Consider the following 24,506-nt stretch of genomic DNA (forward strand, 5'->3'; position numbering starts at 1 on the left):
AACATAACAACTTACCCATGGGTATTACTATTTTGTAAAAAATCTGTAATGACCAGTGATCTGGTACTCAAATAGAACGTCCTGCCACTCTGCTCCGTCACCCATATTGTGCACGATCCATTTCTCATCACCGCGCTCACCTGGACCTGGAACGACGATGCCCATGTGAGTATCGCCATATGGAAGTCTCCATGAAACAAGATCGCCGAACTCATAATCTTCAGCATCGCGGCTGATTTCTTTGAGGTCGGCGTTTTGGCGTTCGAAGAACCTTTGGATGTTAGGAAGGCGTCTGTGATCGATGTTGCTGTCCGCCGCTCGGGATCCCCAAAGCTGTGGGTAGGCGCGGAAATCAGCCAGCATGTCTTCGTGAATGAGCTGCTGAAGGTCGATATCTTGTGAGCGGAAGGCGCGAACAATAAGGTCGGCGTTAGATCCTCTATCAGCTGGAATGTCTCCCATTGGGTAGCTGATTTCACAATAGTCTGGATCGTACTTCGCTTGCTGGTGCGTGGTGCGTAGCAGAGCTGCCGCAGCGAGCATGTCGCCAGCGTTGTTAGTTTGTTGTAATTCACTAACGCGATCTTCTACTTTCGAATCAGTAGGTAGATCGTGTTGCTTGATCCAGTATGCTAACAAGTCAGATGGCTTGAGCGTGAAATATAGAGAAGCGCCTACGAGAAGCAGCATGAGCCAAGCTCCGTGAAAAGTTCGCTGCTTCTTTTTTATTGGTTTAGGGCCAATGTATTCGATAGGTGTCATTTTAGTCGTCGTGATGGTAAAGGATCACGGGGGCCGCTAAATTTGCTTACAAGGAAATCAAATCATATTTTTGCTGGCTCGGCGATGATTTTCTTCAAAAAAATACGCCTGATTTTTCGGTTTAGTCATTGTTGGATAAACTTTCTGAGCCTTAGTGAAATATGACAAAAATGTATGATAGAGAATGTGATTTTATGATTGGGTTCAGTGAACGTTCGTGTACATTTCCAAATTATGATGATTCAGAGCTATGAGGCCCCTTTGCAATGGGGAGCCCTCGATATTGGAATAATCGGGTTGGCGAAGTCATGGCATGGCGAATCGCTGGATAAACCAGTCGGGTTTGCATTAGCTATGGATAAGGAAAACTTGTGGTTTGTGGTGACACGAAGCCAGCCAGCTGTCATTCACCCAGATGCTCAGCCAGGAAAGTTTACCGCTGACTTGTGGAAGTACGATGTTGCGGAGCTGTTTTTTGCAGACCCTGTTAGTGGCCGATATATTGAATTTAACTTAGCGTCTAACGGTGCATGGTGGCAAGCGGAGTTTGTTGCTCCAAGGATACGCGATCGCATGGAAGATATTGTCATGCCGGGAGTGCATACTTTTGCTGATAGTTCAGAGTCGGGCACCTGGGTGGCAGCCATGGCTATTCCTCTGGATATGTTGCGAGCTCGGGTTGGGTTTGGGCCGGAAACGAAAGCCAATGTTAGTTTTGTTGTGAATTCCCCAGATCCAGTTCACCTGAGCGCCAATGAGCTGGCTGGTGAGGTTCCTGATTTTCATCAACCGCGGAAATTCAGCCGCATCGAAGTGGTGGATGGTAAAGCGGTATTCGCCCGCTGAATTTGCAGTTAGGTTAAACTACGTATTTCCGTTACTATCTTAGATGAATGACAAATTCTGCTAGGTGTGACTAGAGAAAGTATTGATGGGCCAGACATTGCTGGGGGAACTTGTGTCAGCTATTGAGGAAAAAAATAGATAGACTTGCTATCATCGATTTAAAACGCAAGGATGCAGCCATCTCAGCGAGGAGCTTATGCGCCCGAGCTGCAGTTATTATCCTCATTATATGATCAGCTCAATAGCTCCTTCTCCTATGCCCTCACTCATGAAATTGCACAACAAGCACGGTGAGCAGCTGGACTTTTCTTACCACGAAGGACAGAAATCAGACACTCTCGTTATTTTAGGCCACGGGCTGACAGGAAATAAAGACCGTCCTATTTTAGTAGATTTGGCTAATTCTCTGTCTGAGGCGGGCTATCCTTGCTTGCGTCTGTCTTATTCGGGCAATGGTGAGTCTGATGGGAAATTTGAAGAGGTTACTATTTCTAAAGAAGTGGAAGATCTTTGCGCAGTGCTTGATCAGGTGAAATCCTATAAACGCATTGCTTATATTGGCCATAGTATGGGGGCTGCTGTGGGCGCTCTAGCTGCGGCGCGTGATGAACGCATCAAGGTTCTCGTTTCTCTAGCAGGAATGGTGTATACGCGAGATTTTATTAAGCGCCATTTTGCTAATGTAATTCCAGGGAAAGGTAATATGTGGAATGAAGAAGAGCATCCATACTCTGAGGCTTTTCACAATGACCTGCATAGCATCGACCATGTGCTGAGTGCCGCTAAAGAAGTGCGTGCGCCTTGGTTATTATTCCACGGTGGCCTGGATGATGTGGTGCTGCCAAAAGATAGCCACGGCTTGATGGATGTGATTCGTGACCCCAAGGTGCTCGTCGAGCTGCCTAATGCGCATCATTCATTTGAAAACCACAATGCTGAGCTGGTAGACACCGTTGCCGCTTGGCTGAAGCGACATCTTTAATTTCTGTTAGCGGAGTGATTTCTCCGACTTAATGATGGGGTGACCTTGAGCTAGACACAGCGCAAGATCCTACTATGATCGCATTATGGCTGCCGCTGAGCTTCTCATCAACCTGCTGAATCAGTATCAGCAAAAAGGACAAAAGAGCATTTACGTCGATGACGCTGCTCGTGGGATTTTGCGTGCTTTTTACCAGCGCGCGGTGGGCAAAAATACACCTGCAGGTGGTGGCAGAGCTGCTGCTTCTCAGGATTTAGCCGAGCTACCGCAGGCTGTCAGTAAGGGGGAGAAGGTATCTCTCAGTCAGCCTGATGAGGTGGTCGCGCAAAAACCAGCTGAGCTGGCTGCTATCCAGCTAGTGTCTAACGATGCGAAGGGAATGCTGAATGAACTCTGGCAACATAGCAAATCGTGGCGACCATTGTTAGCTCTAAAATCTGTACGTAACCGTCATGTATTTGCCAGCGGTAGACCAGATGCCGATATCATGTTTGTTGGTGAAGCACCTGGCTATGAGGAAGAGCAAAAGGGCAAACCATTTGTTGGGCCAGCGGGGCAGAAGTTAGAGGCTATTCTCAAGGCGATGAATCTGAGCCGCGATGAAGTTTACCTAACTAATGTGTTGAAGTTTCGCCCGATGTTGCCCAATCAGACATTAAATAACCGTAAACCTAACGAAGCTGAGGTTCGCGCTGCCATGCCTATTTTGCTTGGTGAGATTGATGCGGTGAAACCGAAATGCATCGTGGCTCTCGGAGCGACGGCATCCGCAATTTTCTCTGGTGAGAATATCGCTGTGGATGAACAGCGTGGCAAATTTATCGACTGGAATGGCACGCCTGTCAGAGTGACCTACCACCCGAGCTACCTGTTGCACACCGAGGACACTGCGGAAAAACGCAAAGTCTGGGAGGACATGCTGGCCGTGATGGAACGATGCGGCATGGAAGTAACCGACCGCCAGCGTGGGTTCTTCTTGAAAAAGAAATAAGCTAAGCGCAGTGGAAGTAGCCGGCCCTGATGGTGTGGGTTTTATGGTGAGACCAGAGCAATGGTAGATGTTGGGGTGTGGTTGGCCTGCGTTCGCTAGCTGGGGTGGACTGACACCAGTCAGCCAGAAAATTGCTGAGGAGGTGGGTGGACGGAATGGCTACTAGGCCATTAAATAATGCACGGCATTTTTCAGAGCGCTGATGCAGAATCCTTATAAATACAGCGTTTCCCGACGATATGGGCCGATACTATTCGGGTTTTTCCTGAGGTTTTCCGTGAGTCTTTTCCCGCAGGTGGATGGTTTCGAGCCAGCCGAACTGGGCCAGCTTCATCAGCTGTGGGTGGGCCAGCTGGAAAATTGCTGGCGAGGTGGGTGGACGGAATGGCTACTAGGCCACTAAATAATGCACGGCATTTTTCAGAGCGCTGATTCAGAATCATTGTAACTACAGCGTTTTCCGACGATGTGGACCGATACTATTCGGGTTTTTCCTGAGGTTTTCCGTGAGTTTTTTTCCGCAGGTGGATGGTTTCGAGCCAGCCGAACTGGGTCAGCTTCATCAGCTGTGGGTCAGCTGGAAAATTGCTGGCGAGGTGGGTGGACGGAATGGCTACTAGGCCACTAAATAATGCACGGCATTTTTCAGGGTGCTGATGCAGAATCATTATAAATACAGCGTTTTCCGACGATATGGACCGATACTATTCGGGTTTTTCTTGAGGTTTTTCCTGGGGCTGCCCACCAGATTTCCCCTCGATTTTCAGCTATTTTTTCGTGAGCTGGCTGGATTTTTGACGACAAAAAAAGGTGAAGCCAACGAGTTGGCCTCACCTCAGTTTGTTGTGTGTCTGGATGGCTTGTTTGCTATCCTAGAAATACATACGGAATGCGCCGTAGAGAGTGGTACCGCGGTAGACGGTGTCGCCAGCTGATGACAGGTCGTCCCACTGCGCGCCAAACATGAGCTTGGTATTGTCGCCGCAGAGGTAGTAGTTGAGGCCGGCGTAGATGCTGTGGTGTTCGTCGCCGTATCCGTTGTTGATGTCGGCACCTTCCACTGAGCCAGCTGCGGTGGCGTAGCGTGAATACATACGGAAACCTTCGTCGCGGTCGGCTTTGGCGTATTGGTAGCGGAAGGCTGCTTCAAGTTTGTCCTGAATGAGGTAGTAGGTAGGGATCACGCTGATGCCCCAGATGTTGCCACCGCGCTCGTAGTTGGCGTCGCTTTGTTTGCCATTTTTGATGATCATGAAGTCGCCGAGGAATGTCCAGCGGTCGTGTTCGATCATGGTATTAAGTGAGCTTGTCCACTCTTGTTTGTAGGTTTGGTTCACCTGAGTGTCGGCGTTGTAAAGCATGCGCCAGTCGACGTAGGCTTTATCGAATCCAGCTGCTTGTGAATAGTCGTAGCGCAGGTTACCGCCGTAGATTTGGCTGGTGGTGAAACGTGAGAATTCTTGGCTGGCATCACCTGAGTAAATGCCGAGGTGGCCGCTGAGTTCGTCTTTGCTGGCTTTGACGACTAGACCGGTGGAGTTACCTGGGTGACCGTAGTTACCAAGGGCACTACGTTCTACGGTTTTGATGAAACGAGAGGAAACGGCAAATTCACCAGACTGCTGAAGTAGGTGGCGGCCTGCTGCGATGGTGAGGGTGTCGACGGAGTCGAGGTCAAATGCGCTGGCTGCGTTGAAGGTGAGTTTGGCTTCGAAGAGTCCTTTGTATCCGAGGTTGTTCTGGCCGAAGTCAACACCACGTGTGGCATTGTCGCTGGTGAGGTCGGCATTGGCGCGGATGTCCCAGTGGTTGAGGAATTTCATGCCTGCGCCGAGACGGAAGCGGCGCACTTCTTCTACTTGGTAGTCAAAACTGTCACCATTGGCGTCTTCGGCGTCAACGTGGCCGTATTGCCAGTGAAAGCGGCCAAAAACTTCGAGTTTCTGGACGTATGGGTTGTCGTCATTTTTGTAGAGGACACCTGGTTTTCCTGAGATCCAGCTGCACCAGTTACCATCGTTGGCTTCTGGTTGTGGGGTGAGAGCGGCTTCACCAGCGAGTGCTGGGATAGGCAGGATGGCGGCTACGCCGATGGCAGCCAGTTTTTCTAGTGTGTGCATCTTGTGAGTGAGTCTGATGGTTACGGCCAGCCGTAATGGCTGAGCCTACTTCTGCAATAAAAGTGAAGCAAAATTACTGGCTGATGTCATCGCTTCTCTTGGGAAAAGCTAAGCTTTTTTGGTGATAGGGCGAACGAACGGATGTGTGCGCCTTCAGCTGTGCTCAGCTCGGTGCTAGCTAGGGGGATCATTTATCAGCCATTTTGAAATTTTTTGTTAACACAGAGTGATGAAGTCATCCATTTATCATCAATGACTTCAGTGGTTTTTCTGGGTGACCGGAAAGAAAAAGTAACATTTTTTCTCAGTGCTTGTCACATTTCTCATAGGGAGGGTCGTATCATGGGTGTAAGAGCGATCAAGAGGTGAGAGCTCGTTGACGCGGGAGATCCTGAAGAAGGAGAATAAGCGTCCAACCATCATTAACTACTACTTCACTAAACCACTTTACTGAGCCATCGGTAAGGTGGTTGTTTTTGGAACCTAATGTTACCGTTAACTTTTTATTACTGCATACGTAGCTAGCTGGATTTGTAGCACGATGAATGGATACGGGTGTAGACGTGTTGGTGATTTCACGCTATACACCGTGGCAATGACTGATGTGGCTCACTCTGAACTTTCTTACTGTGCGGATTTATTTTCCTACCAGCGCCGCTGCACTCGTGTGGTGAAGGTGGGGAATGTAGAGATTGGTGGCGATAACCCCATTCGCGTACAGTCCATGATAACCTCTGATACGCGCGATACTGAGGCTTGTGTGCGTGACATTTTGCAGCTGGCTGAAGCTGGTTGTGAGATTGTGCGAGTTACCGCGCAGACAAAAAAGTATGCAGAGAATCTAGAACACATCCGTGATGGTGTGCGCGCGGCTGGCTGTGATGTACCATTGGTGGCTGATATTCATTTTAAACCTGACGCGGCATTTGAAGCGGCGAAGTGGGTGGAAAAAATCCGTGTGAATCCAGGAAACTACGCGGACAAAAAGAAATTTGAAATCCGTGAGTATACGGATGACCAATACGAAGAGGAGCTCGAGCGCATCCGCGAGGAATTTGTCCCGCTGGTGCAGCTATGTGGTGAGCTTGGTCGTGCGATTCGCATCGGCACCAACCACGGTTCGCTTTCTGACCGCATCATGAATCGCTACGGCGATACGCCGCTGGGCATGGTGGAGAGTGCGCTGGAGTTTGCCCGCATTGCGCGTGGTGAGAATTTCCATAACTTCGTCTTCTCGATGAAGGCGAGCAACCCGAAGGTAATGATCGAAGCCTACCGTTTGCTGGTAGCGCGTTTGGACGCCGAGGGGCCAGATTGGAATTATCCAATCCACCTAGGGGTGACGGAAGCTGGCGACGGTGAAGACGGTCGCATCAAAAGTGCCATTGGCATTGGCTCTCTGCTAGCTGATGGCGTTGGCGATACCATCCGTGTATCGCTCACAGAAGATGCAGTGCATGAAATTCCAGTCGCGCAGGCAATGGTGAAAAACCTCGAGCTGGCTCAGTCTGGCAAAGACGCCAAAGTGGACGTCAAATTGCCACTCAGCTACGATCCTTTCAGCTACCAGCGACGTGAGTCCAGCCCAGTTGAGCTGGGTGAATTCAAAGTCGGCGGAGCCAATACCGTGCGTGTTTTCACCGCGCAGGAGAAATGGGACGCCGTGTCTCATAAGCTCGACAAAATGGGTGATTTTCAGCCAGAAATCGTGCTCGAACAAGCAGGGGTGACCCAGCTAGATCCGCGTGATGATGCCGCTATTTCTGCCGTGAACCAGTCGGACGCTCCACAAATTGTTGCCGTGGCCGATGGCGTGCAGATGGGCGTGATCCACGCGTACCGCATGCTGGCGGCTAAGCTGGATAAAAAACATCCAATTCTACTCAAAGATACGCTCACTGTGAGCGACGATGACGGTCAGCCGTTCCTCGACGCCCTGCTCACAGGCGCGCGCAATATCGGCTCGCTACTCTGCGATGGCATCGGTGATGCCATCATCATTCAGGGGGAAAAAGCACCGGGCCAGAGCCTCAGGCTCGCCTACAATATTTTGCAAGCAGCTGGCACGCGTATCTTCAAAACTGACTATGTGGCCTGTCCGTCATGTGGGCGCACATTGTTTAACCTACAAGAAACGACACAAAAAATTCGTGAAGCAACAGGCCATTTGAAAGGCGTTCGCATCGCGGTGATGGGCTGTATCGTCAATGGACCGGGAGAAATGGCAGATGCCGATTTCGGTTATGTTGGAGGTGCGCCAAGCAAGATTAACCTATACGTGGGCAAGAAAGCAGTGAAATTCAACATCCCAGAAGATGAGGCTGTTGAGCGATTGATCGACTTGATCAAAGAACACGACCGCTGGATCGAGGCGCCTACGGAAGTAGTTGACATCTAACCTGTTGCACTTCGTTAGGAGATGAAATTATGTTGAATGACAATTTTATGGATGTTATGCAGGACGACATGTGGGTTTGGTCCAAATTGTCTGGCATTCAGTGGATGGACGCGTGGGAAGAGCGCTTCTATGGCAATCCAAATGCGGTGATTAACGTGCTGAAAGGCGGGAAATCTACGCGTGTGGAGGTATACGCGGAAACCGAGCAAGAGGTGCTCGACATCCAAAAGCAATTTGGCGGTAGCGTGCGTAAGCTCGTGCATAAAAACTGGGCCGCCATGGTGGAGCCAGACCGACCGCCTATTAAGATTCGCAGCAAGATGATTGTCACTCAAAAGCGTGATGCCGAGGCGCGCGCTGAGCTGGAGAAAGAATTTCCAGGTCGTCACATCGTGCAGATTCCTGCCGACATGGCATTTGGTACTGGCGATCATGCGACAACATCTAACTGTCTGCGCTTCCTGGTGGATGTTGCTAGTGAGTTGAAAAAGAATGGTCAACGCTGGGATATTCTCGATCTGGGTTGTGGTTCAGGCGTGTTGGCCATCGCCGCTCGCATGCTTGGGGCAGACTCAGGATTGGCGCTGGATTTTGACCCCGCAGCGGTGACTGTGGCGCAGCGTAATGTGGAGCTCAATGGCCAGAAATTTATCGATATAGGGCAAGCGGATGTTTTAAACTGGGAGCCCAGCCGAAAGTATCGAGTTGTGGTCGCCAATTTGTTTTCCACGGTTTTGCAGCAGGCGTTTCCAACGATTGTCGAATCTCTTGAGGATGATGGATATTTGATCATATCAGGTATCCTCAAAGAGCAGTGGCCAGAGACCCAAGAATGTGCAGAAGAAGAGGGTCTAGTATTTTCTGATGTGCTTACTCGTGGCAAATGGGTGAGTGCTCGCGCACGGCTAGGGTAGATCTGGCGTTGTCAAGTTGCTAAAACGAGCATAGCTTCTGCTCTGTCATGAAAGCTATGTCATCATCACCCACGTTGGATGACCTGCGGCATGCGGTAGTCAAGTGCGGACAAGTTTTGCGCAACGCTGGCGTGCGCTGGTGGAAACACAAACACTCGGATGAGGCCGCCGCTATGGCCTTTTATTCGCTCGTCTCGCTCGGCCCCATTTTGGTGGCTGGGGTATTAGTTGCGTCCTTGTTTGTTGACCGAGCTACTGCAATTCAACAGCTTATTAGTGAAACTACCGAGCTGGCAGGTGAGGGAGTCGGCCAATATTTGGCTCAATTACTCAATAATCAGCTATCAATGTCAGCGGGAAAATTACCGCTAATTGGTATACTTGTGCTTTTTTATTCAGCCACCAAAGTGATCGCCAAACTACGCGATGCTTTAGGCAAGGTTTTTGGTGAACGCAAAAAGAAGAAAGGCAAAGAAGCCGCCGTCTACGGCATTATTTCGCGCCTCATGTCAGTGGCGATGTTATTAAGTCTGGGAGCGATGATTGCGCTCTCCGTGATCTTGGAAACCTTATTGGGCCTGCTGAAAAGCCATTTGGATAGCGTGAGCATGTCGCTCAACTTATTTGTTTACGTATCTCCGCTGATCTCATTCCTTAGTGTGGTGATGCTTACCGCAGTGATTCTGCGCTGGCTGCCAGCTAGACCACCTAGATTCAAAGAAGCATTGATTGGTGGAGCCATCTGCGCGGGCATGCTCACAGCTTTGAAATTTGGTCTCGCCATCTATTTCAAACACGCCGCGGTTGGCTCACTATACGGTGGTGCTATCGCCCTGGTTTTGGTTTTATTTTGGATCTACTTTTCCATGCAGGTTTTCCTATTTGGCGCAGAATGTTCAGCCGAATTAGTGAGTAATCGAATTGCCAGTGGTGGCCCTGATGATGAGCCTGAAAACCTAGAGGAAACCATCAAAGAAGTGATCGAGGCAAAGCAAATGGCCAATGGCAACGCGCGAGAAGAGGTGACTTTCTCAAGCTTACTTTCAGCCGTCAAAATGCCAGAGATCAAGCTGGCTCCGAAACCTGAGCCAGTTGTCGAACCGCGGTTAGCACTGTCACCTGTAGAAGCTGGTTTTTCCCGTGATTTTAAATTGCCGCCAAAACGTCCATCTGCAGAGGCTGAGGAAGAAGAGTTTACTGAGGTATCCAAAGTTGTCATCGGCAAACCGTCTAGCGCAAATGCTTCACCTCAGAGCAATGTACCATCAGCTGGAAATGCCGCGCCAACAGCTGGCGCTAGCCAAGATCGACCAAGCGTGCCATCTCATATTCAAATGCCTGCAGTAAAACCTGCAGTTAATAAGAAGCCCGTTCCTCTAGAGGATAAAAAGGCAGTTGAGAGAGCTATCGCTCAGGAAGAAAGAGCTCAACAACGCGCCGCTGAACGAGCTGCAGCTGAGCAGAGGATTCATTCTGCAAAAGCTAAAGAGCAAAAACTTGCCGCCGAGCAACGTGCCGTAGTTGAACAAGCGGCCGAGCAGCGACGCGCTGCTGAGCAACGTGCTGCTGTTGAAAAAGCGGCTGCGCAACAACGCGAGGCCGAACAACGCATTGCCGAAAAACGCGCAGCCAAACAACAAGCCGAGGAGCAACGTGCTGCGGAGCAACGGGCGGTTCTTGAAAAAGCTGCCGCTGAACAAGCTGCCGCTGAACAACATGCTGCTGCTCAACGTGCTGTGGCGGAAAAAGCCGCCGCAGAACAACGCGCCGCAGAACAACATGCCGCCGAACAACGTGCCGCTGCTGAAAAAGCCGCTGCCGAGCAACGCGCGGCGGAAGAACGTGCTGCTGCTCAACGAGCAGCTGCTGAGAAAGTAGCCGCTGAACAACGCGCTGCCGAGCAACGCGCCGCTGAAAAGCGCGCCGCAGAAAAGCGTGCTGCTGCGCAACGCGCCGCTGAGCAACGTGCTGCCGAAAAAGCTGCCGCCGAGAAACGTGCTGCCGAAAAACGTGCTGAGGAACAACGTGCCGCCGAGCAACGTGCCGCCGAAAAACGTGCTGCAGAACAACGCGCCGCCGAGCAACGTGCCGCCGAACAAGCTGCCGCGGAAAAAGCCGCCGCAGAAAAAGCCGCCGCTGAGCAACGCGCCGCTGAAAAACGTGCCGCTGAGCAACGTGCCGCCGAGCAACGAGCCGCCGAACAACGAGCCGCGGAACAAGCTGCTGCCGAACAAGCCGCTGCCGCACAAGCTGCTGCAGAAAAAGCTGCCGCCGAGCAACGTGCCGCAGAAGAACGTGCTGCTGAGCAGCGCGCCGCCGAACAACGCGCCGCCGAACAACGCGCCGCTGAACAAGCTGCCGCTGAACAACGCGCCGCCGAACAACGCGCCGCTGAACAAGCCGCCGCCGAACAAGCTGCTGCCGAGCAAGCCGCTGCCGAGCAACGCGCCGCCGAACAACGCGCCGCCGAACAAGCTGCCGCCGAGCAACGTGCCGCTGAACAACGCGCCGCCGAACAACGCGCCGCTGAGCAAGCCGCTGCTGAACAAGCTGCTGCAGAACAAGCTGCCGCTGAACAAGCTGCCGCTGAGCAACGTGCCACTGAGCAACGTGCTGCTGCGCAACGTGCAGCTGAAAAAGCTGTCGCCGAGCAAGCTGCCGCCGAACATGCTGCCATCGAGCAACGCGCCGCGGAACAACGTGCAGCTGCACAAGCCGCCGCCGAGCAACGTGCTGCAGAGCCACCCGTCGACGAGTTGCGTGCGATGGTGGAAAGGATATCTATTAAGAAGAAGACTGCCGAGAATAAGTTAGCTCAGCAACGGGCTGCTGAAAAAAAGACCGGTGAGCAAGAGACTGTTGAGCGAGAATCCGCTGCTGCAAGAGAGGCCGCTGAGCGCGAGGTTCTTGCAAGAGAGTCAGCTGAGCGCGAAGCCGCTGCCAGAGAAACTGCAGCTCGCGAAACTGCCGACCGCGAAGCCGCTGAACGAGAAGCTACTGAGCATAAGGTCGTCGTCGAAAAGGTAACTGCTGGTCTGAGCTGGGAGCCATTGGCTCAAGAGGTCGACCCAGATCTAAATGAGAAAATCATTCGCCTAGTACCTGTAAAAAAAAATGAACAAGAATTAGCTGTAAATGACGACTATGACTTTGTACAAAATACTGCAGGTCAGGATCTTGTAAATAGTTCCTTAGACCACCAGGTCCAAATTGAAACGAGAACAATCATCATGGATGAAGAAATTCAAAATTCAGCTAATAAAGGCATAGGTGCAGGTGAAATGGTATCTCAGCAAGATAAAGCAGCAAAGGCAATGGCCGCCCAGGCAGAAGCCGAAAAGATTGAGGCTGAGCTGATGCGCCAAGCTCGTAAGAAATCAGGAACTCGCTCTATTCTAGTTCCTAAGGTGCCTCGTCAGGAATCCGTGCTTACAACTAATTTGACACCAAAACCAAAACCAAAACCAATGGTGCCTCCTAGACCAGGATTGATTCCTGGCCCGCCTCAGCAAGAGCAGCAAGGGTAAATTCTAGATCGCTGGTCGCGGCGCGCATGGCTCCACGATCAGCCAATATGGGCCACACTTCATTGTGTGGCCTGTTTTTTTTCCCAACTAGTGGAGCACGAATGGATGATGCGCGACCTACTTAGGCAGCTCTGAGCAGGGCGACCAAGACGCCCTGAATGATCAGTTCTCTGGCTGGAATGAGGTCTGGGAAGTCTGGGTTTTCTGCCTGCAGGTAGGGTTTGCCTCGTTTGACGATGTAGCGTTTGAGGGTGGTTTCCCCGTCAATCAATGCGGCGACGATGTCATTTGGCCGTGGCTCGCGAAATTCTAAAATCACCGTATCACCGCTGCAAATGTGGGCGTCAATCATCGACTCGCCGTGGACTTTGAGCGCAAAGGTGCGCGCGTTGCGTGGGATGCCTAAGGTGGCAATGTCGATAGAGATACAGCCTTCATTGCCTTGTTCACTCGCCTGTGCCAAACCAGCTGCGATATTTCCGTAGACTGGGATGTCGATGATTTCTTCGCGATCGAGCTCTTCTGGAAAGACTACTCCGTGGGCGCGTCCAGGTAGGCGAACAATCACACCTTTCTTTTCGAGTGCTCGTAAGTGACTCATGGCTGCAGTCTGGCTGGCAAAACCAAAGTGGCGCTGGATTTCACGCGATGAGGGCATCACGCCAGACTTGTGGTGCATTTCTTTCAGGTAATCAAAGACTTCTTGTTGGCGTTTGGTGAGTGACTCTTTCATGACTTCGTGAACAGTGTTCGAGAGAACATACTTTAGGGTTGGATGATTGACAAGGGGATTTGTCATAAGCCGCGCTATCGTGGACTGGAGTGGCCGGGCCCATGAGACGCGTTTTTGCATCGAAGTTGCGAGTTATGGCTTTTAGCCTGATTGACTAACTAAAAGGTGTATGGGGGTAATTAAAAGATGCACGGCATTTTTTTGCATGCAAGCCATTGATTCTGTGCGATATTGGTGATTATGTAGCTAAAAGATGCACGGCATTTTTTAGATGCAAGCCACTAATTCTGTGCGATATTGGTGATTATGAAATCTCCAGAATCATCGCAGAATCAACAAAAACCAGCGGAAACGAAGCCGCTGACGCCGCTGCAGCTTGCGGATTGTAAAACGGGTTTTTCTGGTGGCGCGGCGGGCATGATTTGTGCGCCGCCGTCTGGCGGGCATGTGGGTAATTAAAAGATGCACGGCATTTTTTAGATGCAAGCCACTGATTCTGTGCGATATTTGTGATTATGAAATCTCCAGAACCAACGCTGAATCAACAAAAACCAGCGGCAAGGAAGCCGCTGACGCCGCTGCAGCTGGCGGATTGTAAAACGGGTTTTTCTGGTGGCGCGGCGGGCATGATTTGTGCGCCGCCGTCTGGCGGGCATGTGCGTATTGTTGGTGATGATCAGCACTCCTACTGTTACCACGTGATGAGCCGCACGGCGGGAGGAGATTATCTGTTTGGCGACCAGGAAAAAGAAGCATTTTTACGCATCATGTGGCGCATGGCGCGCTTCTCAGGCATAAAAATCCTGACTTATTGTTTGATGGATAACCATTTTCACTTGCTCATTCGCGTGCCTAGCAGGGTGAAATTCAATGCCAAATTTGAAGCCTACGAATCACACGGTCGGCCAGACGAAAGACCGTCGCAAACCAAGCAGCAAGGGGAAGAGCGGCTGATCGAGCACCTGCGAACGCTGTATAGCAAAGCGTACATCAGCCAGCTGCGAGCCGAGCTGGCGCACATGCGCGCCAAAGGCATGGAGCGCTATGCTGATGAGCAACTAACTAAATACAAAGAGCGTTTTTGTAACTTAGAAAAATTCGTCAAAGAACTCAAAGAGCGCTACAGCCGATGGTATAACAAAACTCACGGTAGACGCGGCGCGCTTTGGATGGGCCGCTACAAAAGCGTGTTGGTAGAATCTGCTAACAAACCAGCAGAACACGAAACCGGTGAAGATTTCACCGCGCTTCATGCCATCGCCGCCTACATCGATCTGAACCCAGTTAGAGCGAGCATCGTTAGCGATCCCAAAGACTACCGCTGGTGCGGTTACGCGGCTGCTCTAGCTGGCAGCAAACGCTGTCGTTACGGGCTCTGCGAGGTGATGCGCGTGGCACAAACTAGCTGGAGGAAAAACGCCCATCGCTACCGACTCTGGCTGATAGAAGACGCAGCCGTGACTGATGAAAATGCCAAATCCCAGCTAGAAAATGAACGTGCTAGAGAGGGCAAAATCTCACCCGCCGAGCTACTGCGGCACAAGATCAAATACTTCACCGACGGCGTGGCCATCGGCGGCAAAGCCTTCATCAACAATCAATTCAGAACTCACCGCAAAAAGTTTGGCAAGAAACGCAAGCAAGGCGCAAAGCCTATCACCTCAGCTGGCCAGCCAGCTGAAAGTCCTAGCAAACTCTACAGCCTGCGCGGATTTCGCGGTACGAGTTAGGTAGCTGGAAAGTATATTAACGAGTCAATTCTCAGCCAGAGATCGATGCTGCAGTGTGACACATGTAGCACTAAATTTTCCATCTAGAACATCTGGCTACCAACTAGCTCACTCGCGTGTTAGTTTGGTTGGTAGTTCATCTCAGTTGGGAAATGGATGGTCACCATGCAAGAAAATGCAGAATTTCCAGCTGGAAAATGGCTTCGCTTGAGATGTTTGCTAGAGAGAAGGCAACTAGAACCCCATGGCATCCATATCAAATACGATGGTAACGTCTTCAGGTGGTGGGGTGGCCGTTAGGATCTTGTTGACGTAGTTGCTGAGCAGTCTAGCAGACGGGCTGCGCAGCATCAGCTGGAATCGATATTGCCCGTGAGCTTTGGTGAGCGCAGCTGGAAGTGGTTCGCCTAGATAGATGCCTTCAGGGAGGTTTTTGGCGAGCCTTTGGTGGATATTTTCTAGGGTAAACTCAGCGCGGCGCTCGTGCGATGATCGCGTTCCTAGCAGCGCGCAGTGGGTGAATGGCGGGTAGCCAAATTGCGAGCGGAATTCTAACTCCTGATCGGCATAACCATTAAAATCATGGTGGCGAGCAAATTGGATAGATGGCGAGTGTGGGGTGAATGTTTGCACGATCACCTCGCCCTCGAGCTCGCCACGTCCAGCGCGACCAGCCACCTGAGTGAGCAGCTGGAATGTGCGCTCGCCGGCACGGAAATCTGGGATGTGAAGTCCGAGGTCGGCATTGAGGATACCGACGAGTGTGACGTTAGGAAAATGCAGCCCTTTGGCGATCATCTGCGTGCCGATAATTATATCTATCTTTTTCTGGCGGAATGCTGTTAGCGTGTTTTTCAGCGCATTTTTTTTGCGCATGGCATCGGCATCGATGCGGGCGACTTTGGCGCGCGGGAAGAGCTTCTGCAGTACACCCTCTACTTTTTCTGTGCCGTACCCTTGCAGGCGGATGGCGGGGTCGTTGCACTCTGGGCAGTTTTTTGGCACGATGGCTTGGTGCCCGCAGATGTGGCAAATGAGCCGTTCTTCGGCGCGGTGATAGGTTAGAGGGACTGCGCAATGGTTGCACTCACAGACGTGTCCGCAAGCTGGGCACTGGAGTGAGCGGGCAAAGCCACGGCGGTTGAGAAAGAGGATGATTTGTTCTCCTTTTTCGAGTTTGTTATCCATGCGGCCACGCAGCGCATCTGATAGAATGGCACCTTTGTGTTTGTGTGACTCAATGCGCATGTCGATGATGCGGATGATGGGCATGGATTGGTCATCAGCTCGTTTTTTCAGCTCTACCAGCTGGTATTTTTCAGCTAGATAGTTCTGATAGCTTTCTAATGATGGTGTAGCTGAGCCGAGCACGACGGCGCATTTTTCAAAATGAGCACGGAGGACTGCCATGTCGCGACCGTGGTAGCGCGGTGCCACTTCTTGTTTGTAGGTATTTTCGTGTTCTTCGTCGACGATGATGAGGCCGAGCTTGTAGAGCGGCGCGAAGACAGCTGAGCGGGCACCGATGACGATGCGCGCTTCGCCTTTGCGGATGCGGTGCCATTCGTCGAACCGTTCACCTTGTGATAGATTAGAGTGGAGCACGGCTACGGCGTCGCCAATGTTAGCGAAGCGCGATTTGAAGCGCTGCACGGTTTGCGGTGTTAGGGCAATCTCAGGCACGAGGATGAGCGCGCTTTTTCCTTGGTTGATGACGTGCTGGGTGGCTTGCAGATAGACTTCGGTTTTTCCTGCGCCGGTGACGCCGTGGAGGAGGATGGGTTTGCCGCCGTCGTCTATGGTTTTGGTGATGATTTCCAGCCCAACTTCTTGTTCGTCGTTGAGTTTGAGTGGTTCGTCTTGGAGGAATTCTTCGCCTTGATCTGGATCGCGGCGCACGGCTTCATCTTTGGTGGTGATGTAGCCGGCTTTGGCTAAGGATTTGATAGATGAGGTGATGGACGAGCCTCCTAGGTCAGCTAGCGCCATTTCTCCGCCAGCTGCTTCTAGCAGTGAGATGATGAGTGATTGCTTGGGCGCACGTTTGGCCAGCTTGGCGGCGGCTTCTTCATCTGGCTTGTTAGCTAGGACAACGACCTTGCGAGTTTTTTCTGAATGCAGCTCTTGGCGGACGGACTCGGGCAGCAGCGCGCGCATGATTTGTTCCATGGGAGCGTTGTAGTATTTGGCCATCCAGTGGCCGAGCTCCATGAGTTTGGGGGTGACGAGTGGTTCTTCGTCGATGAGCGAGCTGAGTGGTCGCAGGGAGAACCCGAGGTCTTGGTCATTGTCGATGACGTCGAGCACGGTGCCGGTGGAGTTACGGTTGCGCAGGGGGACTTTGACGCGGCAGCCGGGCATGGGATTCATGCCTTCGGGGATGGCGTAGTCGAAGACGAGTTCGTTGGGGCCATCGATGAGAACTCGGGCGGCTGGGCTGGGACCAAAAAGTGACACGCTCAAGCAATGGCTGAGAGCCAAAAAAAGAGCAAGGAGGATCCTTGCTCTGGAGAAAATTTGTAATTATTTCGGCTGAATTACTGTTGTTGCAGGGCGCCAAACATGCCAGCGCCTTCACCTGCTTGTGGCAAGTTTTGTGGCATGGTGCTAGCGTTGCTTTGTGGGCCAGCTGGGCTGAACTCAGATGTGGGCTCACTGGCACATGATGAAAAGGCCAGTGCGGTAGCGGCGGCTGCAATGAGCGAGAAAAAGGTTTTCTTCATAGGCTGAAAATAATCGTCATCATGCTGGGTGCAAGTGAAATTTCTAGCTGGATGAACGAGTTGGCTGAGAAAACAGAAGTTTGAACTAGATGAACGTTAGATTTTGAGATTTTTTACTAAATGGTTAAAATCAGCGCCGATGATGCGACCGATATTTGTTCTATTGTCAGTGGGCATGCTAAGTGCGTGTTCTATTGGGGGTTCAGAAAAATCTGCGAAGGATGCTGTAGTTGAGCTGAGAGCTAGCCAGCCAGTACCGGATAACGAGCAGGGATTATTAGTGCTGATGAACCGTGAGCGCCAGGCTCGTGGGCTGAAGCCATTGAAAACTGAACCAAGACTGACACGCGCGGCTAAAGCGCATTCACAAGACATGGTAAAGCGTGGGTATTTTGAGCACGTATGCCCGAGTGGTACGAGTTTCATTGAGCGCATGCTCGACCAGAACTATCCACATTCATCCAGCTCAGAGAACCTAGCTATCTGCAACAGCGCGGAAGTTTGCAATGATATCTGGATGAAGAGCCCTGAGCACCGCAAAAACATGCTGGGGAAAAAATACGAATACGTAGGCATTGGGCGAGTAGGCAACCATTGGACGGCAGTTTATGCCGCAGAAGATGGTAGCTAGTTTTGCTGCCATTTAGCCAGCTAGCTGGTTTGTCAGTGCGGGATCGTTCTTTAACACTTGCAAGACGAGGTGCATCCAGTATCAGTCGGGCATGCACTCATTTGAATACAAGAATGGTTCCTTGCACTGTGAGGATGTGAATTTGCAGGACATTGCTGAGCAGTACGGTACGCCAGCCTATGTCTACAGCGCTAATACAATCCTCGATCACTACCGCCGTCTGGATGCAGCTCTGGCTGAGATCGACCACTGTGTAGAGTACGCGGTGAAGGCGAACTCCAACCTCTCTGTATTGCGCCTGCTGGCGGAAGAGGGCAGCGGATTTGACATCGTTTCGGGCGGTGAGCTATTCCGCGTGATCAAAGCTGGTGGCGACCCGAAAAAGTGCACCTTTGCTGGTGTGGGCAAAACTCGCGCTGAGATTGAATACGCGCTTGAGCAGGGGATTTACAGCTTCAACGTTGAGAGCGAAGAAGAAGCTGCATTTATCAATGTGGTGGCTGGTGAGATGGGCAAAGTGGCGCCAATCGCCTTCCGCGTGAACCCAAATGTCGACGCCAAGACCCACAAATATATCTCTACTGGTAAGTCCGAAAACAAATTTGGCGTTGATTTTGCATACATCGAAGCCGCCTACGAGCGCGCATCCCAGCTGGAAAACGTCAAGCTCATCGGCCTGCAGATGCACATTGGTTCTCAGCTGACTTCAGTGAGCCCATTCATCGAGGCGGTGGAAAAAGTTTCCCCACTCGCAGCTAAGCTCAAGGCCACCTACGGCATCGAATTTTTCTCCATCGGCGGCGGTGTAGGCATCGTTTACGATCCTGCGCTAGAATCAGCCAAGCCAGAGTGGTGGGCAGCTCAAGAAGAAGAGCAGCGCCCGCTGACCATCGAAGAATACGCCGCTGGCGTGCTGCCTAAGCTCAAAGAGCTCGGGCTGAAAATTCTCCTCGAGCCAGGCCGCTACATCGTCGGCAATGCCGGGGTGATGCTCACTCAGTGTCTGTATGAGAAAAAGGGCAGCGCTAAGACATTCAAGGTGGTAGATGCCGGCATGAATGATCTCATCCGCCCAGCCCTGTACGAAGGCCATCACGAGATCGTACCCGTGGCTCAGCCAGCTGGAGATGACAATATCAAGATGGATGTCGTTGGCCCAATCTGTGAGACTGGTGATTTCTTCATGCAAAATGCTGAGCTGCCTAACTTCCCTGTTGGAAGTGTCATCGCGCTACTCAGCTCAGGTGCTTATGGATTTACCATGGCGTCTAACTACAATACTCGCCCGATGCCAGTTGAGATCATGGTAGACGGTGATCAGGCCAAAGTAATCCGCAAGCGTCAGTCATTAGATGACTTGATCGCCGCTGAGCTGTAAGCCTCCACATATTCATAATTTCTATTCGAGCTGGAGGGCAACCTTCAGCTCGTTTTTTTGTGTCAAAAAACGCAGAAAATTTTCAGCGCTAGCTGAGACAGGTGAAAATCGGCCTAAGTAATTTTGTTAGTTACAGTTGTGAGGTTTTGCCAAAGGAGGTTTTAAGGGTCCGTTTAAATTATTTGTGTCATAGATTGACGGCTAACTAGATTAGTTTGTGTGATGGATTCCTCGCGCTAGCGGGGTTGATCACCCAATGACTGTTAGCTAGTCAGCAATAATCAGACACAAAACATAATGAGAATAAAACGGAACTTATTCTTGCTGTCATGCCTGTGTGGTATGACTGCGGGGCAGTCTGCAGAAGTGCATGTTTCCCCCTCAGGCAAGGATACTAACGATGGTAGCGAGGCGAGCCCCTATCAGACACTAGGGAAAGCCCAGACGGCAGCGCGCGAGCTGATAAGCGCGGGTCTGCAGGAAGACCTGCAAGTCATCCTACACGATGGCCGTTATGAGCTTAGCTCTGAACTTACCTTTACCAGCGCAGATGCAGATAGCAGTTACCGGGTCACTTGGATGGCACGGGATGGCGAAAATGCCATGATCAGTGGTGGCAAAGAGATCTCTGGCTGGCAATTACAGCCAGACGGAAGCTGGGCGACACAAATCCCAGAAGTGCAGAGCGGTGATTGGTACTTCCGCCAGCTGTTTGTCAATGGCAAGCGTGCGATGCGTGCCCGTTATCCTAACGACGATGGTTCTAACCAGTGGACGCTGGACTGTGAGACCTATTTCCCCGACAAATCAACCTATACCTGTAATCTTCTAGCTGAGGATGAAATGGTTGCTAGAGCTAACGATTGGGAAAACAAAGACGAGGTAGAGTTAGTCATTCTACGTGTTTGGAGCTCGCACCGCAAATATTTCGAGGGCTTTGATGAGGCTACGCGGACCTTCACCCTAGAGGGCCCACACTCACAAGAGTTCGGCCACTATTTGGTGAACAAGAACCCCAAGGTTGTCTATTTCGAAAACTCTAAAGACTTTCTCGATGCTCCCGGCGAGTTCTATTTGGATCGTTCTAGCGGATGGTGTTATTACATGCCACGCATAGGTGAGGATATTGATTCCTTGGAGGTGATTGCCCCAGTGATGCAAAATCGCATGGTGTATTTCAACGACGTGAGCAATCTACATTTCTACAATGTTAGTTTCGCTCATTGCGATTTTTTGCTGCCGCGTGGATCAGCTACTGGCAGTAGCTATTCTGGCTGGTGCGAAGTGCAGGGGAATTTGGATTTTGGCGGCGGTGGTGGTTCCTATTGGAAATCTATCAGCGGTGCGGTTGAAGGTCGAACCATGAAAAATTCCAGCTTTGTGAAGTGTCGATTTTTACATACTGAGGCGACAGCATTGCAGTTTGGTAGCTCATCGACTAACAATAAAGTGCTAGGCTGCGAATTTGCCGACCTAGGTGGTAGTGGGATTGAAATTAAATTCCAGAATTACTCGAGCAATGATTACACGATCCAGAACAATAGCTTCCATGCGATTGGGCGTGTTTATCCGAGCTCACATCCTATTTTCAATCCACATTCAGATGCCATGGATTTCAGTTATAACGAATGTTATGACCTCGCTTACGGTGGTCCGAGTGTTGGATGGTGGGGCGGCGGTCAGGCCCACACGGTGACTTACAACCACATCTATAACTATAACAACATCGTGCAAGATACCGGAGGTATCTATACCCTCGGCGATATGCAGGGCACCTTGATTGCTCACAACCATATTCATGACGGCAATAAGGCGCTCAACCAAGGAAACTCGCGCATTATGTTCTTCGACGAATATAGCGCCAATGCGCATATTGATGGTAATATTGGCTACGACGCATCCAACACTTTTGCTTTTAATAATAACCAAGGCGTGGATGCAAAAACTGGCTGGACCAAGTTAAGTTATGAAGGTGGAGTCATTAACCCTGACGATCTAACTGAGCAGGACTTCGGCAATAATTTACTGGAGAAAGGTTATGAAACCGAGCCGACAGCTGAGATGCTAGAAACACCAGCGTACCGGCTGGCTGGACTGCAGCCGCAGTGGCGATACCTGCTAGAAACCGAAGTTGAAGCGACTGAGCTGATTAACTGGCAGCCGCTAACAAGTGATGGATTTGAAAATGGTCTGGGTAGCTGGCAGTCTGCTGGAGCCGATGCCGTTTTGCATACAGATGCTGCTGTAGCCTATCAGGGCGAGAACTGCGTGAAACTTAGTAATAGTGGCAGCAGCTCTCAGCTGACTCTATCAAGCCCGCTAGATGTTTCTGAGCGTGAGTCAGTCAAGCTGGCCTTTTGGTATCTAGCTGAGTCCTATGTTGATGGAGAATCATTTTCGCTTTCCTTCTTCGATGGCGCTGAGTGGGTGAGTGTGGCTAGCTTTGAACCGAATGTTGATTTCATTAATCATCAGTTTCATTACGGTGATGTGGTTGTGCCAGCGCATCGATTCTCACCAGCTGGATTGCCAGCCAATGCGCAATTCCGTTTTGAAAACCACGGTTCAGCTAGCTCTATGGTTTATCTCGATGAGTTAGTTGTCTCGATTCCAAACAAGGCGCCACTGGCTCATGATGACAGCTATAAAACGCCAGCTAATGGCTCACTGCTCAGTGTGGCAGCGCCAGGTGTTCTGGCTAATGATAGCGACGCTGAAGGGGATGCTTTGAGTGTGGTTCTTGTGGCTGATGTTAGCGTGGGTGATCTGCAGTTGAATGCTGATGGATCCTTTAGCTACAGCGCTCCTGAAGGTTTTAGCGGTTTGCTTAGTTTTGCCTATCAAGCCGTTGATAGCCTCGGGGCGAGTACTCCAGCAGTGGTGACCATTGAGGTTTTCACTGAGGCGACTATCGAGCTGATGGTGGACCCAGAGATCACGAGTTTTGACTATCGGTCTAACACAGGCGACGCGCCAGATTGGCGAAGCCAAAAAGCAGATCGCATCACCTATGACATCAACGACAAAGCAGGGGCTGTTGGAGACTTACAAGATTTCAACTTGCAGGCGAAATCCACCGCTGAAATCGCGAGCGAGCTCGCTATTGAGCAAAATCAGGCGGTGATCACTGGCATTGAACTCAAGCCACTTAGCTGGACATTTGGTTTTGTTGGCTGGACTGATGGATCTAGCAAGTTTGGCGACTCTGACGGAGAAATCGAAATCAGCTATGGCATCGACATCACCACGAGCAGGGGCGTTTATCGTAAAGTTGTGGTGAGTTCGCTACTGCCAACGACGGAGAGCGCGTCATTCCCGCTAGAGTTAGCTGCATCTGAAACTTGGGTCACAGGTGAGGGATTCCTCGGTGATATCACACAGGCCAATGTATTGCTGAACTCCGTGCAGGACATTGCTTTTGTGGGCATTTCTGAAATCATAAAAACGCCAACAAACTCGGCAACTTCCTATCACACTCTGATTGGTCAAAGCATCGACCTATCTGTGATGTTAGTAGAGATGACCGTGGAAGATGACGCCTACAAGATGTTTAGCAACCAGCAGATGGCTGTATCTGCGCCAGGGGTGATGGAAAATGATCTGGATGTTTCCTATGTTGAGTTAGTCTCAGATGTTAGCAACGGCCAGCTAGTTTTCAATGCCGATGGTTCGTTTAGCTACCAGCCAGCGGGTGGTTTTGTTGGGCAGGATAGCTTTGTCTATCGTGGCTACGATGCAGACGGACAAGCAATGGAGGCAAGCGTCATTATTACCGTGCTTGCTGAAACTCAGCTGGAGCTGATTGTTGATCCTAACATCGCTGATGGCAATTATGTACAAAATGCTACTGAAGCCCCTGACTGGCGTAAAGATATCAATGATGCTAGACAGCAAGTTGCCTTCAATATCGTCGCGGGAACTGGCGAGGATGGAGATGAGTTTGATTTCCAGCTGATGACCAAAACTGGCAGCCAGCTGGCAGTTGAGTTAGGCATGCCAGCTGAGGAAATCGCCATTGCCAACGTGAATCTTGACGTCAACCAATGGGATCTCAATTTGAACAACTGGACAGCGGATGGAAAATTTGGCGACGGCGCAAATACCGGATCCTATCAGGTGACCTATAGCCTGAGCATCGCTACGATTAATGGCAGCTACCGTTATGAATGCACCGACACCTTGCTGCCAGAGTCCAACCTAGCTGGACATTTACAGAATCTAACTGTGAGTGGTAACTGGCTCGAAGGCGCGGGCTATCTGGGTGACATTGCGGACGCTCACGTAGCGCTTAGCGACGTGGAATCCATCGTATTCAATGGCCACATGCTGATCAATGAGGTGGGCAGTAATGATTCACGTTCCTTCTATCTAGTTCGTTACCTTAGCATTCCAGTTTCATTAGAAGCGCTGGATCTATCAGCGATTGATTCTGACGGTGATGGCGTTTCTGATGAAGACGAAATCATCGCAGGCACTGACCCACATGACCCTAACTCAGTGTTCAAGCTGAGCTTCAGCTCAGTGGTCAATAGCGATTCGCTCAGCCTCAGCTGGCCAAGTGCTGAGGGCCGTACCTATCAGCTGATGAAATCTAATGATTTGATCCATTGGGAGCCTACGGGCGAAGTCATTTCAGCGACGCCACCTAGCAATGAAATCCAGCTAGATGAACTAGCCGGCGAGGAAAAACTCTTCCTGCGCATCGAGGTGACAAAACACTAAGCGGCACATTTTAGCCAAAAAAAATGCGCGGGGGCACCCACCCCCGCGC

At 51.0% G+C, this 24,506-nt stretch carries 17 protein-coding genes; 11 read left to right on the forward strand and 6 right to left on the reverse strand.

All coding sequences use genetic code 11. The features are described 5' to 3' along the window. Positions 1–27: 27 nt before the first annotated feature. Positions 28–690, reverse strand: coding sequence for a DUF1287 domain-containing protein (locus tag JIN82_RS13435; RefSeq protein ID WP_234042019.1), 663 nt, complete (start codon positions 688–690; stop codon positions 28–30). A gap of 426 nt (positions 691–1,116) precedes the next feature. Between JIN82_RS13435 and JIN82_RS13440 the strand changes: the two genes are divergently transcribed. The 3 genes from JIN82_RS13440 to JIN82_RS13450 all read left to right on the forward strand — a co-directional run bounded on the left by JIN82_RS13440 (position 1,117) and on the right by JIN82_RS13450 (position 3,581). Further along, a complete protein-coding gene (locus tag JIN82_RS13440) occupies positions 1,117–1,608 on the forward strand; it encodes a DOMON domain-containing protein (RefSeq protein ID WP_200312173.1) in 492 nt (163 codons plus the stop codon). A 268-nt stretch (positions 1,609–1,876) separates the two neighbouring features. Next, the gene (locus JIN82_RS13445; RefSeq protein ID WP_234042020.1) at positions 1,877–2,590 is read left to right on the forward strand and encodes an alpha/beta hydrolase; all 714 of its coding nucleotides are present in this window, start codon (positions 1,877–1,879) and stop codon (positions 2,588–2,590) included. Positions 2,591–2,675: 85 nt separating this feature from the next. Next, positions 2,676–3,581, forward strand: coding sequence for a uracil-DNA glycosylase (locus JIN82_RS13450; RefSeq protein ID WP_200312175.1), 906 nt, complete (start codon positions 2,676–2,678; stop codon positions 3,579–3,581). 479 nt (positions 3,582–4,060) lie between these two features. Here JIN82_RS13450 and JIN82_RS13455 read toward each other — a convergent pair whose 3' ends face one another. Next, a complete protein-coding gene (locus JIN82_RS13455; RefSeq protein ID WP_200312176.1) occupies positions 4,061–4,249 on the reverse strand; it encodes a hypothetical protein in 189 nt (62 codons plus the stop codon). A gap of 204 nt (positions 4,250–4,453) precedes the next feature. Further along, the gene (locus JIN82_RS13460) at positions 4,454–5,701 is read right to left on the reverse strand and encodes a porin family protein (protein ID WP_200312177.1); all 1,248 of its coding nucleotides are present in this window, start codon (positions 5,699–5,701) and stop codon (positions 4,454–4,456) included. Between the two features lie 595 nt (positions 5,702–6,296). Between JIN82_RS13460 and ispG the strand changes: the two genes are divergently transcribed. Genes ispG through JIN82_RS13475 form a run of 3 tightly spaced genes read left to right on the forward strand, consistent with a single transcriptional unit; the run spans position 6,297 to position 12,540 of the window. After that, positions 6,297–8,099, forward strand: coding sequence for a (E)-4-hydroxy-3-methylbut-2-enyl-diphosphate synthase (ispG, locus tag JIN82_RS13465; RefSeq protein ID WP_200312188.1), 1,803 nt, complete (start codon positions 6,297–6,299; stop codon positions 8,097–8,099). Positions 8,100–8,128: 29 nt separating this feature from the next. Next, complete coding sequence (locus JIN82_RS13470) at positions 8,129–9,013, forward strand: 50S ribosomal protein L11 methyltransferase (RefSeq protein ID WP_234042022.1); 885 nt, start codon at positions 8,129–8,131, stop codon at positions 9,011–9,013. 56 nt (positions 9,014–9,069) lie between these two features. Further along, positions 9,070–12,540: a YihY/virulence factor BrkB family protein gene (locus JIN82_RS13475; RefSeq protein WP_200312178.1), complete on the forward strand. Its 3,471-nt coding sequence runs from the start codon at positions 9,070–9,072 to the stop codon at positions 12,538–12,540. A 121-nt stretch (positions 12,541–12,661) separates the two neighbouring features. Here JIN82_RS13475 and lexA read toward each other — a convergent pair whose 3' ends face one another. After that, the gene (gene lexA, locus JIN82_RS13480; RefSeq protein ID WP_200312179.1) at positions 12,662–13,273 is read right to left on the reverse strand and encodes a transcriptional repressor LexA; all 612 of its coding nucleotides are present in this window, start codon (positions 13,271–13,273) and stop codon (positions 12,662–12,664) included. 306 nt (positions 13,274–13,579) lie between these two features. Here lexA and JIN82_RS13485 point away from each other — a divergent pair, with 306 nt between their 5' ends. After that, the gene (locus JIN82_RS13485; RefSeq protein WP_200312180.1) at positions 13,580–13,732 is read left to right on the forward strand and encodes a hypothetical protein; all 153 of its coding nucleotides are present in this window, start codon (positions 13,580–13,582) and stop codon (positions 13,730–13,732) included. Positions 13,733–13,788: 56 nt separating this feature from the next. Beyond that, on the forward strand, positions 13,789–15,003 hold the full coding sequence (locus tag JIN82_RS13490; RefSeq protein ID WP_200312181.1) for a transposase: 1,215 nt from the start codon (positions 13,789–13,791) through the stop codon (positions 15,001–15,003). A gap of 234 nt (positions 15,004–15,237) precedes the next feature. Here JIN82_RS13490 and priA read toward each other — a convergent pair whose 3' ends face one another. Together priA and JIN82_RS13500 are read right to left on the reverse strand one after the other, a co-directional pair. Beyond that, complete coding sequence (gene priA, locus JIN82_RS13495; RefSeq protein WP_325099514.1) at positions 15,238–17,460, reverse strand: replication restart helicase PriA; 2,223 nt, start codon at positions 17,458–17,460, stop codon at positions 15,238–15,240. Between the two features lie 80 nt (positions 17,461–17,540). Beyond that, positions 17,541–17,726: a hypothetical protein gene (locus JIN82_RS13500; RefSeq protein WP_200312182.1), complete on the reverse strand. Its 186-nt coding sequence runs from the start codon at positions 17,724–17,726 to the stop codon at positions 17,541–17,543. A 175-nt stretch (positions 17,727–17,901) separates the two neighbouring features. Here JIN82_RS13500 and JIN82_RS13505 point away from each other — a divergent pair, with 175 nt between their 5' ends. The 3 genes from JIN82_RS13505 to JIN82_RS13515 all read left to right on the forward strand — a co-directional run bounded on the left by JIN82_RS13505 (position 17,902) and on the right by JIN82_RS13515 (position 24,457). Further along, complete coding sequence (locus JIN82_RS13505; protein ID WP_200312183.1) at positions 17,902–18,357, forward strand: CAP domain-containing protein; 456 nt, start codon at positions 17,902–17,904, stop codon at positions 18,355–18,357. A gap of 91 nt (positions 18,358–18,448) precedes the next feature. Continuing rightward, positions 18,449–19,735 carry a diaminopimelate decarboxylase gene (lysA, locus tag JIN82_RS13510; protein WP_200312184.1) on the forward strand — a complete coding sequence of 429 codons (1,287 nt, stop codon included), beginning with the start codon at positions 18,449–18,451 and terminating at the stop codon, positions 19,733–19,735. Between the two features lie 297 nt (positions 19,736–20,032). Next, positions 20,033–24,457: an Ig-like domain-containing protein gene (locus JIN82_RS13515; protein ID WP_200312185.1), complete on the forward strand. Its 4,425-nt coding sequence runs from the start codon at positions 20,033–20,035 to the stop codon at positions 24,455–24,457. Positions 24,458–24,506: the final 49 nt, after the last annotated feature.

It is taken from the genome of Persicirhabdus sediminis (genome assembly GCF_016595495.1).
In the GTDB taxonomy this organism is placed as follows: Bacteria; Verrucomicrobiota; Verrucomicrobiia; order Verrucomicrobiales; family Akkermansiaceae; genus Persicirhabdus; species Persicirhabdus sediminis.